14 protein-coding genes are annotated in these 12,938 nt (G+C 35.7%); 9 read left to right on the top strand and 5 right to left on the bottom strand.

Annotated elements, in window-relative coordinates; genetic code table 11:
* Window positions 1–25: 25 nt before the first annotated feature.
* The 4 genes from xerD to BOQ64_RS15455 form a co-directional block, all read right to left on the bottom strand.
* Window positions 26–946, bottom strand: coding sequence for a site-specific tyrosine recombinase XerD (gene xerD, locus BOQ64_RS15470; RefSeq protein WP_129059095.1), 921 nt, complete (start codon window positions 944–946; stop codon window positions 26–28).
* Between the two features lie 6 nt (window positions 947–952).
* Window positions 953–1,375 carry a deoxycytidylate deaminase gene (locus BOQ64_RS15465; protein ID WP_129059094.1) on the bottom strand — a complete coding sequence of 141 codons (423 nt, stop codon included), beginning with the start codon at window positions 1,373–1,375 and terminating at the stop codon, window positions 953–955.
* Between the two features lie 51 nt (window positions 1,376–1,426).
* Window positions 1,427–2,149 (bottom strand): enoyl-CoA hydratase/isomerase family protein, encoded by a 723-nt coding sequence (locus tag BOQ64_RS15460; protein ID WP_228448417.1) that lies wholly within the window; start codon window positions 2,147–2,149, stop codon window positions 1,427–1,429.
* 150 nt (window positions 2,150–2,299) lie between these two features.
* On the bottom strand, window positions 2,300–3,787 hold the full coding sequence (locus BOQ64_RS15455; RefSeq protein WP_129059350.1) for a catalase: 1,488 nt from the start codon (window positions 3,785–3,787) through the stop codon (window positions 2,300–2,302).
* Between the two features lie 134 nt (window positions 3,788–3,921).
* Between BOQ64_RS15455 and BOQ64_RS15450 the strand changes: the two genes are divergently transcribed.
* The 9 genes from BOQ64_RS15450 (at window position 3,922) to BOQ64_RS15410 (ending at window position 11,869) form a co-directional block, all read left to right on the top strand.
* Window positions 3,922–4,872 carry a LysR substrate-binding domain-containing protein gene (locus BOQ64_RS15450; protein WP_068939227.1) on the top strand — a complete coding sequence of 317 codons (951 nt, stop codon included), beginning with the start codon at window positions 3,922–3,924 and terminating at the stop codon, window positions 4,870–4,872.
* Window positions 4,873–5,108: 236 nt separating this feature from the next.
* Complete coding sequence (metK, locus tag BOQ64_RS15445) at window positions 5,109–6,389, top strand: methionine adenosyltransferase (RefSeq protein WP_129059349.1); 1,281 nt, start codon at window positions 5,109–5,111, stop codon at window positions 6,387–6,389.
* A gap of 86 nt (window positions 6,390–6,475) precedes the next feature.
* Window positions 6,476–6,967, top strand: a complete 492-nt coding sequence (locus BOQ64_RS15440; protein WP_129059348.1) for a hypothetical protein — start codon at window positions 6,476–6,478, stop codon at window positions 6,965–6,967.
* Between the two features lie 194 nt (window positions 6,968–7,161).
* A complete protein-coding gene (locus BOQ64_RS15435; protein ID WP_129059347.1) occupies window positions 7,162–7,752 on the top strand; it encodes an RNA polymerase sigma factor in 591 nt (196 codons plus the stop codon).
* Between the two features lie 203 nt (window positions 7,753–7,955).
* The gene (locus tag BOQ64_RS15430) at window positions 7,956–8,651 is read left to right on the top strand and encodes a YjjG family noncanonical pyrimidine nucleotidase (protein WP_129059346.1); all 696 of its coding nucleotides are present in this window, start codon (window positions 7,956–7,958) and stop codon (window positions 8,649–8,651) included.
* A gap of 375 nt (window positions 8,652–9,026) precedes the next feature.
* Window positions 9,027–9,476, top strand: coding sequence for a PepSY-like domain-containing protein (locus BOQ64_RS15425; RefSeq protein WP_164975817.1), 450 nt, complete (start codon window positions 9,027–9,029; stop codon window positions 9,474–9,476).
* A 34-nt stretch (window positions 9,477–9,510) separates the two neighbouring features.
* Complete coding sequence (locus BOQ64_RS15420; RefSeq protein WP_129059344.1) at window positions 9,511–9,717, top strand: hypothetical protein; 207 nt, start codon at window positions 9,511–9,513, stop codon at window positions 9,715–9,717.
* 194 nt (window positions 9,718–9,911) lie between these two features.
* The gene (locus BOQ64_RS15415) at window positions 9,912–10,583 is read left to right on the top strand and encodes a response regulator transcription factor (RefSeq protein WP_129059343.1); all 672 of its coding nucleotides are present in this window, start codon (window positions 9,912–9,914) and stop codon (window positions 10,581–10,583) included.
* A 41-nt stretch (window positions 10,584–10,624) separates the two neighbouring features.
* Window positions 10,625–11,869 (top strand): sensor histidine kinase, encoded by a 1,245-nt coding sequence (locus tag BOQ64_RS15410; protein WP_228448413.1) that lies wholly within the window; start codon window positions 10,625–10,627, stop codon window positions 11,867–11,869.
* Window positions 11,870–11,928: 59 nt separating this feature from the next.
* Here the strand turns inward: BOQ64_RS15410 and trpS are convergent, their stop codons facing one another.
* Entirely contained in the window at window positions 11,929–12,897 is a 969-nt protein-coding gene (gene trpS, locus BOQ64_RS15405; protein WP_129059341.1) for a tryptophan--tRNA ligase, read from the bottom strand.
* Between the last annotated feature and the right edge of the window lie 41 nt (window positions 12,898–12,938).

Raw genomic sequence — 12,938 nt, 5'->3', positions numbered from 1 at the left:
TTGTTTTTCAAAGGTATATCAAACTTTAGCTTCCCTGAGCAATATTAATATTTCTCGGGTGATAGCTTAAGATGACATCCCTTAGCTCTTCCGTCTTCAGATGAGTATAGATCTCTGTTGTAGTAATGCTGGAGTGTCCCAACATTTCCTGAATATAACGGAGATCTGCTCCATTCTGCAGCAAATGCGTTGCAAAAGAATGTCTGAAGGTGTGAGGAGAGATTTTCTTGTTTACTCCTGCCTTATCCGTAAGTTCTTTAATAATAAGGAATACGATAACTCTTGACATGGAAGTTCCACGGCTGTTTAAAAACAGGGTATCTTCATATTTCTTATTAATTTTTCCTTTAGAACGTACCTCTTTGATATAACTTTCCAGAAGTTCAGCAGTGTAGTCTGCCAAAGGTACAAAACGGGTTTTATTTCCCTTTCCGAGTACCTTAATATATTGCTCCTTGAAGTTGATATTGGAGATTTTAAGGTCAATAAGTTCAGACACACGGAGTCCGCAACCGTAAAGTACCTCTATGATACATTGGTTTCTTTTTCCGAGATCTGTATTAACCTCAATGGCAGCAATGATTTTATTAATATCCGGCAGGCTGAGCGTGTCCGGCAGATACAGTCCCAATTTAGGACCTTCAAGTAACGCAGCAGGGTTGTCTTCACGATATTCATCTTCCAGTAGAAATTTAAAGAAGGCCTTAATGGAAGATATCCATCTTGCCTGTGATCTCTCACTGAATTTCTGTTTAGAAAGATTGAAAATGTATTCCTGCAGGTTTTCGTAACCGATAGAATCTGGACCGACGTTTGCCAGATCTTCTTCTGCGTAATCTTTTAGTTTCTTAATGTCCCGAACATAGGCGTCGAGCGTATTGTCTGAAAAATTTCTTTCGAAACGAAGAAATATTTCAAAATCTTTGATCTTTTCATCCCAAGTCATTTGTGCTTATTTTTTTAGTTCACAGTCCGATATTTGTTCTATTTCAATGTTGTGGCCTCTCAAAAACGATATCCCATCGTCATCCGAATACTCATTAATATACACCAGTCTTGTAATACCTGCCTGAAGGATCAGCTTACTGCATTCCTTACAGGGTGACAAGGTTAAATATAACGTTGCTCCTTTTGCAGATTGTGTAGAGGCGGCCAGCTTTAATATAGCGTTGGCTTCCGCATGCAATACATACCAGTGCGTTTTTCCCTCTCCATCTTCACAGCAGTTTTCGAATCCCATAGGAGTCCCGTTGTAACCATCTGAAATAATCATCCTATCTTTTACGATAAGAGCTCCTACCTGTTTTCTCTTACAGTAGGAGAGTTTTGCCCATTCCTGGGCCATTTTTAGATAAGCTTTATCAAACTTATTCATACCGCAGCATTAGTTTTTTCGAAATAATTTGGATTAAAATCTTTTGAAAGATTAGAAGTTCGGCTTTCTTTTCTCCAGGAAAGCAGTTACTCCTTCTTTCTTGTCTTCCATTTCGAAAAGCTCACCGAAATATTTAATTTCAGTTTCAAAACCTTTCTCCGTGTCAGATAAATTAACGGCGTTTATAGCCTTTGATATTGCCATTGGTGAATTATGGGCAATAGTGTTCGCTAATTCTTTCGTTTTGGTTAATAATTCTTCAATAGGGTATACTTCATTTACCAGCCCGATCTCTTTTGCTTTTTGAGCAGGGACCATTTTGGCAGAGAAGATCATTTCGTTGGCAATACCTTTTCCTACAAGCTTTGGAAGCCTTTGAGTTCCTCCGTATCCTGGAATTAATCCCAGTGTTACTTCAGGAAGCCCTAATCTGGCGTTTTCCGATGCATATCTGATGTGGCATGCCATAGCAAGCTCTAAACCTCCCCCCAATGCAAAACCGTTTACGGCTGCAATGACAGGTTTAGACATATTTTCAATTTTGTTGAACAAAGTGTTCTGTCCGTTTCTTGCAAGTTCTTCAGCTTTTTCCTGTCCGAAGTCACTGAATTCCTTGATGTCAGCTCCAGCTACAAAGGACTTTTCTCCACTTCCTGTAAGGATAATTACTCGACAAGAAGTATCGGAACCAAGCTCATCCAATGCTGTACTGATCTCCTGAATGGTCTTTGCATTTAATGCATTCAGACTTTCAGGTCTGTTTATGGTAATGATAGATTAATTTATCTTCCTTTTTAATAATATATTTTCGTAACTCATTTTTCCACTTTAAAATATCATCCTTCGCAAATTATGAATTTTTTACAAAAAAAAGGAAAAAATATTATTTTTTTTTCCTTTTTTTTGATTTATTGTTCAATATGATTATTTGGAGTGATTCATCATATTTGCATCAATATTGATGTTTAGTTGTGATGCCACTTTCATGCCAAGCTCAATGTTAGCGCGGAAAAAGTGACATAATTGCCTGTTGATAATTTCCTCTCTTTTAGGCCCGGTAATTCCTTTCATACTTCCTATGATATTTTGGATCAGGTTGTTTCTGTCTTCAGCATTCATAGCTTTGGAATAAAGAAGACCAGGTTGCGTGTAATGATCACTGTCGTTGTCATTTCTGTTATAATTGGCAACATGAGCGCTATCTAATTCATACTCATAGTTTTTATAAGAAACATCCGGTTTGACATCATCAAAACTATTAGGATAGTAATTTGGTTTATCCTGATATTGGCTTGAATCTGCCATATACCCGTCTCTCTGATAATTATTAACAGCAAAAGGACATCTGTTCACTTCTAATTGGTGAGCATTTACACCCACTCTGTATCGGTGAGCGTCCGGGTAAGAGAATAATCTTCCCTGAAGCATTTTATCCGGCGAAAAACTGATTCCGTTGATAAGACTGCTTGGTGAGAATGTAGATTGCTCTACATGTGCAAAATAGTTGACAGGAACTTCATTCAGTTCCATTTCTCCTACTTCAATCAATGGGAAATCATCATGGAACCAAACCTTTGTTACATCAAAAGGATTCCATCTGAAATCTTTTGCCTGCTCTTCAGTCATGACCTGAATATACATGGTCCATTTTGGGAAATCTCCATTTTCAATAGCGTTGCAAAGATCTTCCTGTGCAAAATCAGGATTTTCTCCTGCCATCTTTACAGCCTCTTCATCTGTGAAGTTTTTAACTCCTTGCTTTGTTTTGAAATGAAATTTCACCCATACTCTTTCATTCTTATCGTTAATCATAGAGAAAGTATGAGACCCGAAGCCATGCATGTGTCTGTAGCCATAAGGAGTTCCTCTGTCTGACATTAATATAAGAACCTGATGAAGTGATTCCGGATTTAAGCTCCAGAAATCCCACATCATAGTGGCGCTTTTTAAATTGGTTCTTGGAAGTCTTTTTTGGGTATGAATAAAATCCGGGAATTTTTTAGCATCTTTAATAAAGAATACCGGAGTATTATTTCCTACAAGATCCCAGTTTCCATCTTCAGTATAAAATTTTAATGCAAATCCTCTAGGATCTCTTGCGGTATCTGCACTTCCTTTTTCGCCACCTACTGTGGAGAAACGGGCAAACATTCTGCATGAGTTGCCTACTTTTGAAAATAATTTAGCCTTGGTGTACTGGCTGATGTCATGGGTTACGGTAAAAGTTCCGTACGCTCCGCTTCCTTTGGCGTGTACAATTCTTTCAGGAATTCTTTCCCTAACGAAATGTGCAAGATTTTCCTGAAGGACAAAGTCTTGCAGCAATACCGGGCCTCTTGGTCCTACCGTCTGGGAATCCTGATGCTCAAAATAAGGTGCGCCGTTGCTTAACGTTAATTTTTTAGAATCCATATATTGATGATTTGAATAATTGTTCTTGTCCTTTTCTAAATCGAAGTGTAAAGGTACTAATTATCAAATTTACTTGAATTTTTAATTGCTAATAACAAAAACGTTATATCTTTGTAATAGATAATATTAATCAAATGAACATTCAGCAACTGGAGTATCTTATCGCTGTTGATAAGTATAAACATTTTGGTAAAGCAGCTCAGGCGTGCTTCATTACCCAGCCAACCTTAAGTGCCATGATACAGAAATTTGAGGATGAATTGGATGTGAAGGTTTTCGACAGAACTACACACCCGATCCGTACCACAGATGTTGGTCTTCAGATCATCGATCAGGCGAAGGTGATTATAGAATCTGTCAATGAGCTGAAGAACAAAGCCAACCTGTTGAACAACATTTTAGGAGGAACTATTAACCTTGGAATTATTCCTACTGTTTCATCCTTTATTTTACCTACTGAAATCTTTAAATTCCTTGAAGCGAATCCGAAGATTCAGATGAATGTAAAGGAAATGACAACGGATAATATTATTAAAGCTCTGAAAGCAGGAGAACTGGATGCGGGAATTATCTCTACTCCTTATGATACTGCGGATGAGTTTTACCAGGATTTCTTATTCAATGAAGAGTTAATGATCTACAGCTCTAATACAGAAGCAAACAAAAAGAATTCTTACATTATTCCTGAAGAACTGAATGTAGAAAAGGTATGGTTGCTTGAAGAAGGTAACTGTTTGAGAAATCAGTTTGAAAATATCTGTCATCTGAAAGAAAATACTTTGAAACCTAAAAACTTAGATTTCTTAGCTTCCAATATTCAGACTTTGGTACACATGGTAGATAAAGTAGGGGGAATCAGTATCCTTCCGGAATTGGCCTTAAGTCAACTTTCTGAAGAGCAGAAGCAGAATGTTTTCAGATTCAAGAAGCCTTTCCCTTACAGAGAGATCAGTATCATTTACTATAAACCGACTTTCAAGCAAAAGATTATTGATGAATTATCACATTCTATCAAAAACTCTTTGGAACTTAAGTTGAATTACCACGAAAGTCCGAAAGAGTTTGTAAGCATAAAGCCTCAGTAATTAAGGGGCTTTACAATGATATAAATCATTAATTTAAAGAAAATTATAATTAGTAAACAAAAATTTTGAGTATTACGAAAATAGTGCTTAAATTTGCTGACGTTTATTAACGAGGAAAAATTTGACCTGATTGCAACCTCTATAAAAAAATGCTAAAACAGTATTCTTTTTTCTGGGCAATTGTTATTCTTATTTTTCTTCATAGCTATTTTTTAATCTAAAAAACAAAGAATAATATGTCTTATTTATTTACATCTGAATCAGTTTCAGAAGGACATCCGGATAAAATTGCCGACCAAATTTCCGATGCATTAATCGATCATTTCTTAGCATACGATAAAAGTTCAAAAGTAGCATGTGAAACTCTTGTAACTACCGGACAGGTGGTTTTGGCAGGAGAAGTAAAGTCTGATGCTTACCTTGATGTTCAGACGATTGCAAGAGAAGTAATCAACGGAATTGGGTATACAAAAGGTGAATATATGTTCAACGGAGATTCTTGTGGAGTAATCTCTGCGATCCACGAACAGTCTCCGGATATCAACCAGGGTGTTGACAGAGCGGTAAATGATGAGTCATTTGAAGCTAAAGCAAACGCTCAGGGTGCAGGTGACCAGGGAATGATGTTTGGGTATGCTACTAACGAAACGGCTAACTATATGCCTCTTGCTTTGGATTTAGCCCATACAATTCTTAAAGAACTTTCTGCGATCAGAAGAGAAAATAAAGAGATTGCTTACTTACGTCCTGATGCAAAAAGCCAGGTAACTATTGAGTATTCTGACGATCATAAGCCTATCAGAATTGATTCTATCGTAGTTTCTACTCAGCATGATGACTTCGGAACAGAAGAAGAGATGCTGAACAAGATCCGTGAAGATATCAAGAATATCCTTGTTCCTAGAGTAGTTGCTCAGCAGACTGAGGAGATCAAAGCGTTATTCAACGATCAGATCAAATATCACATCAACCCTACAGGTAAATTTGTAATCGGTGGTCCTCACGGAGATACTGGTCTTACAGGTAGAAAAATCATCGTTGATACTTACGGAGGGAAAGGAGCTCACGGTGGTGGTGCTTTCTCTGGAAAAGATCCATCTAAAGTAGACAGAAGTGCTGCCTATGCAACGAGACACATCGCTAAAAACCTTGTAGCTGCTGGTGTTGCTGACGAAGTTTTAGTACAAGTTTCTTACGCAATTGGAGTAGCTGAGCCTTGTGGTTTATACATCAATACTTACGGAACTGCTAAAGTGGATCTTCATGATGGAGATATTGCTAAAAAAGTTTCTCAAATCTTTGATTTAAGACCTTATGCTATTGAGCAGAACTTAAAATTAAGAAACCCTATCTATCAGGAAACTGCTTCTTACGGACACATGGGTAAAGAGCACTATGTAGCTGATAAAACATTCAACAAAGGTCATAAAAATGAGCTTACGTTGGAAGGTCTTGAGTTCTTTACTTGGGAAAAACTAGACAAAGTAGACGAAATTAAAGCCGCTTTCGGTATTTAATTTTTTCTCTAAACTGAAATATTATGAACTGCTTTACCTTCCGGTAAGGCAGTTTTTTTTAATTTTACACCTTAATAAATTGAGAGATGATGAATTTTCGGACTGCAGTTGCCATTCTATCCCTGTTTTTGCTGAGTACATTAGTGAAAGCTCAGTATACCATGCATAAAATGATTAGTATAGGATATACCTATCAGAATCAAAGCTTTGGAGAAGTAGGTGGGAAGTTGCTTTTTCTTAAAAATGATGACGTAATTTACAGATTGGGTGGTTCTGCCTTAATGGGGGTAGCAGACTCAAAATTTGCTATTATGCCGAAGTTGCAGGCAGATGTTTTACTTAATTTTCAAAAAAATGTGGACTTTTACCACTCGTATTACTTTTTAGTAGGAGCGGAAGGAACCAATAAATATATTGCTCCAAAAATTGGAGTTACCTTATTCGGGATGCTGGATCTTACCGGAGGCTATGCTTTCCCTATTGGAGATACCCGATTAAACGGGAAAGAAATGAAAGGGTTAAATATTAATTTTACATTAAATATCCCTACTGTATTCATTCATGATATGTTTAAGTGATTTTTTTAAATTTTTGTAGCGAAAATTTAATAATTGCTTAACAGTTATTAAAAAATTATTATATTTACGCCATAATATAATTGTACCACCTATCGACGAGACTCTACTCTGAAGAACTGTTTTGTATATACAGCAAAAACCGGATAATTTATCTGGGCGATAGCTGGGCTGCAAATATTATATTGAGAAGAGTTATGAAATCAAAATCGGATAGTTTACTAATTTCACTTTACCAGAAAGGTGACGAGGGCGCATTATCAACCCTTATTCATCGCCATCAGAGAGAACTGTTTACATTCATTTTTTACAAAATTAATGATGAAGATTTAGCCAATGATATTTTTCAGGACACATTCATGAAAATCATTGTGATGCTAAAAGAAGGCCGTTACAACGAAGAGGGTAAATTTATCCTTTGGGCCAAAAGAATCTCACACAACCTTATCATCGATCATTTCAGATCAAAAGCGAAGAATATCAAAGTTTCGGAAACTACTTTTGAAACAGATGAATATTCAATTTTTGACCTGATCAGAGAGCCTTCTGAGAATATTGAAGATCAGTTGGTTACCAATCAGATTCAGGAAGACCTGTTGAAAATGCTACAATTTCTTCCCCTGAATCAGCAGGAAGTAATTAAATTAAGATTTTTTGACGGACTTAGTTTTAAAGAAATCGCAGATCATACCGATATGAGTATTAATACCACATTAGGCAGAGTAAGATACGCGTTAATCAACCTGAGAAAAATCATGGAAGAAAATAACATAATATTAACCAGATAGATAATATTTTGTAAAATTTCACGTTTTTAAGGAAAACATAGTACGCTTATGAAAAAAAATGACTCCTTAAAAGTGAAAACTTTGAAACCTAAAAAACAAACCATCGATTTTTTGCTCAATTTTTCTAAAAGCCTTGAAATTGTGAAAAGCAAGAGCAAGAATTATCCTATTACAAAAAATTAAAATTATTAACTTTGTGCTGTATGAAAATGCAGCACGTTTTTTTTGACCTGGACAATACGCTCTGGGATCATCGCAGAAATGCCTATCTAACTATCAAAGAACTTTTCGAAAAACAGGAAATTAATTCGAAGTACAATATTGACTTTGAAGAGTTTCATGCAGTTTACCATGATATCAATGAAGAATTATGGGAAAAAATCAGAGATGGGATTATAGGCAAAGAGTATTTGAGAGAACACCGTTTTTATGACTCCTTCATGCACTTTGGTGTAGACAATAGAGAACTTTCCCTTTATTTTGAAGAGAATTTCCTTGATAATATTGTCAGTCATAATGAATTGGTGGAAGGGGCGGAAGATGTTCTTGAATATCTGAAGTCGAAGAATTATACCCTTCATATTATTTCCAATGGCTTTAAGGAAGTAACAGAAAGAAAATGTACCCTATCCGGAATTGCTCCTTACTTTAAAACCATTACCAGCGCAGATGCGGTAGGAGTGAGAAAACCAAATCCTAAGATTTTTGAATATTCCCTTGGACTTTCCGAAGCAAAGAAAGAAGAAAGTATCATGATTGGGGATGACTGGATCGCTGATGCTTTGGGAGGAAGAGATTTTGGAATGGATGCCATCTTCTTTGATGTTTACAAGGAAGACAAAAAAGAAGCAGGATTAAAGTCTATTACCCATCTTCAGCAGATTAAAGAATACCTATAATCTTCTATAGTATTAAAGCTGAAATAAGGCTTTGAAAGTATTTTATTAAACCATTAAGGCTATTGTAGCTATTAAGACGATTGAGTCCACTGTCATTGCGAGCTGAAGGCGAAGCAATCTCAACAGAACGACTCTTAATTCTCTTAATATCTTATCTCTACCTTAATGGTTTACTTTTTTATGATTGATAAAAGGTTTTCTTTGTTTTCAAACATCTGCATCAATCTGTGAAATCTGTGGTTAATTATAAAATACCACAACACTATCAACAGTCTGTATTTACCTCATTATTTTTTACAAATTAAGTTTTTCCCAAATCTTTCCTAATTTGATTTGGAACTTTGCCTCATAATAATGACAGAAAAATTGAATATTATGAAAAATGTAAAGAAAATCACAGGCGTATTTATTTTAATCTTCTTATTGATGGGTGGTCTGGTTTCAGCACAGGACAGAGCAATTAGTCCAAACCAATTACCTAAGACAGCTAAAACTTTTCTTGCAGGCCATTTTAAAGGGATTCCGGTATCGTCAGCTATTGAAGACAGAGAAATCTATGGAGTTGATGAATATAAAGTCTATATGAACAACGGAATGAAAATGGAGTTTAACAGTAATGGAAACTGGAAAGAAGTAGATGGTAATCATCAGAAGATTCCTTACGGTTTTATTCCTGCTTCCATTAAAAACTATAGCAGCAGAAACTTCCCGAATACTCATATCGTTAAGATCGAAAAGAAAAGATGGTCTTATAAAGCAGAACTTTCTAACGGATTGGAACTGGAATTCGACCGAAACGGGAATTTTAAAAAAATTGATGACTAGGCTGGTTTAAGATTAACAATAAAATTTTAGGATTATGGTAAACTGGAGTTTAATAAACAATGATGGAAGAAAAACTTCTTCCGCTAAGATCAGAAAAAGTATGGTGTCTTTTATGACCAGAAACCATCCGTGCAGTGTGATTGATTCTATTGAAAAAAAATATAATGCTTATAAAATTCATCTGATGAATGGCTTGTGCTTGATCTTTGATGCAGATGGGCGCTATGTAAAAACGAATTAATGACTCATGAAAGAAAGTTGGAGAGAAGGAAACAAAGGGTATGTTTACATTATTGATATACTTTGTGTAATCTATCAAATGGTTCTTATTCTAACCCTTTTTGGGTATTAACCAAACCTTAGTTTCCGGACTTTCTCCTTATTATTCCTCTGTAATTTTATATATTTGATTAAGTTATCCAAGCAGCAGAGCCTATGAAGATTTTAATAGTAGAAGATGAACCGGACCTAAGGGATACTGTACAGAAATTTCTGGAAGCAGAACAGTTCATCGTAGAATATGCAGACCATTACAGCTCCGGACTGGAAAAGATTATTTCCTATGAATATGACTGTATTCTTCTGGATATTATGTTACCAGATGGAAATGGAATAGATCTTTTGAGGGAAATTAAAAAAATGCATAAAAAAGACCCTGTAATCATCCTTTCTGCCAAAGATTCAGTGGATGATAAGGTAACAGGGCTTGAAATAGGAGCTGATGATTATCTGGCAAAGCCATTCCACCTTGCTGAGCTGATGGCGAGAATAAGATCTGTGATACGAAGGAAAAACCAGGATGGTGAGAATATCATCAGGTATAAAAATATAAGCATTGATCCGGAGAACAGAAATGTTAAGATAGGAAACGAAGAATTGATTCTTAACCGAAAAGAATATGATCTTTTGTATTACTTCGTTATTCATCCGGAAAAAACATTGCAGAAAACGACTCTTGCAGAAGCTATCTGGGGAGATTATATAGATCAGGCAGACAGTCTTGATTTTATTTATTCACAAATTAAAAATCTTCGTAAAAAACTGAAAACACTTCATGCAGAAGCAGATTTTCAGGCTGTTTACGGAATAGGATATAAATTCGTCTGATGAAGGTTTCTCTAAAATATTACACGATAAAATATCTTATCATGATCCTGCTGCTGATTATTGCGGTTTGGGCAGGGTTGTTTTATGCTTATATTCTGGATGAAGTACACGATAATGTGGATGATGGATTAAAAGATAGAAAGATACAGATTATTAAAGCGGTGTATCTTAATCCACAACTTTTAAAGAATAATGATTTTGGATTCAATGAATTTAAGATCATGCCGATCAAAGCTGCAGAATATCAAAACAAAAGCAGGCTCTATAATAAGATGTATTATATGGAGTACGATGATAAAGACCAGCCTTACCGTGTTTTGGAAGCAGATTTTATCGATCAGTATAAAAATCATCAGCGGCTTGTCATCAGAACATCAACAGTAGAGGAAGATGAGCTGATTTATGACCTTACAACAGCTTTAATTGTTCTTTATATTCTTTTGGTGGTAAGTATTGTTGCTGTTAACGGTTATCTACTGAATAAAGCTATGAGGCCATTCTACCAGATTCTGGATAAATTGAAGAAATACCAGTTTGGAATTCCCTTTTCCCAGGCGGATCAAAACTATTCCATCAAAGAATTTGAAGAGTTGGATGTAGAAATTAATGAGATGATTGACCGTAATGAGCTTGTTTTCTATCAGCAGAAACAGTTTATTGAAAATGCTTCTCATGAGCTTCAGACACCGTTGGCCATTGTTATTAACAAAATAGATCTTCTGATTCAGAATGAGAATCTTGATAAAAAGAACCTAACCTTTCTCACTGAAGTTAAAAATGATCTGAGAAGAATGGTAGGACTGAATAAATCTCTGCTTATGCTTTCCAAGATTGAGAACAGCCAGTTTAATGCAATTTCGGATGTTGATTTCAATGCGATGGTGAATAAGCTTGTACAGAATTATGAAGATTTTATTGCCTTTAAAAATGTAGAAGTTAATATTATCGAAAAGGGAATATTCAAAGCAGATTTTAACCAGGATTTAGCAGATATTCTTCTGTCTAATCTGCTTAAAAATGCCGTTAAATACAATAATGAAGAAGGAACTCTGAATATTTTTATTGAGAACAACAGGATTATCTTTCAAAACAGTGGAGCACAGATTCCATTGGATAAGTCGAGAATTTTTAACCGTTTTTATAAACAGGGTTCCGATCATACCTCTACAGGTTTAGGGTTATCCATTATTAAAACGATTATCAAACAATATCCTGGTTGGGATATTACGTATGAGTTTGAAGATCAAATGCATTATTTCATCCTTACCAAAAATAAAATATCATAAAAAATAATCGGCTGCCTCAATCCTGAGGCAGCCGATTATCTTATATCTGAAGTTTAGAATTAATATCCTAAGCTTGTTCTTACTCTTTTAAGCGTTTCCATAGCAACAGGTCTTGTTTTCGCTGCACCTTCCTGAAGTTTAGCTTCCAGTTCGTCAAGGTGAGTCATATAATAAGTAAAGACCTCTCTTTCTTTTTCAAAACGAGCCAAGATAAGATCTAAAAGCTCTTTTTTCGCATGACCATATCCGAAGTTACCTGCCAGATATTTTGCTCTTAGCTCCTCAGTCTGTTCTGGAGTAGCAATAAGCTCATAAATCTGGAATGTTTTATCAGTTGAAGGATCTTTAGGCTCTTCCAAAGACTTAGAGTCAGATTCAATGCTCATTACCTGTTTCTTCAATTCTTTTTCAGGTAAGAAAATATTGATGATATTTCCCATTGATTTAGACATTTTACGACCATCTGTTCCCGGAACATATTTGGTGTCTTCCTGAAGTTCAGATTGTGGCAATACAAAAACTTCACCCATCTGGTTGTTAAACCTTGAGGCTACATCTCTTGCAATTTCCAAATGCTGAAGCTGATCTTTTCCTACAGGAACAATCTCTGCATCATATAATAGAATATCAGCAGCCATCAAAATAGGGTAGGTAAACAGACCAGCATTTACGTCCTGAAGTCTGTCTGCTTTATCCTTAAATGAATGGGCTAATGTTAATCTTTGATAAGGGAAAAAACATGATAAATGCCAAGATAGTTCACAGGTTTCAGCGATATCACTTTGTCTGTAGAAAAATGTTTTTTCGGTATCTAATCCACAAGCAAGCCAAGCCGCAGCAATCTCGTAGGTATTCTGTCTTAAAGTCTGCGCATCTTTAATCTGGGTAAGCGTATGAAGATTCGCAATAAATAGAAATGATTCGTTTCCTTCCTGCTTAGAAAGTTCGATCGCAGGAATAATAGCCCCTAATAAATTTCCAAGATGGGGTGTTCCGGTGGCTTGAATGCCGGTAAGAATTCTTGACATTTGTTTAAAATTTATATTTAAAAATTAATGAATTGCAAATT

Origin of the sequence: Chryseobacterium sp. CH25, assembly GCF_004119455.1 — a bacterium.
Taxonomy (GTDB): Bacteria; Bacteroidota; Bacteroidia; order Flavobacteriales; family Weeksellaceae; genus Chryseobacterium.
The sequence above is the reverse complement of the archived record's forward strand: the minus strand, read 5'-3'. Positions and strand labels throughout refer to the sequence as shown.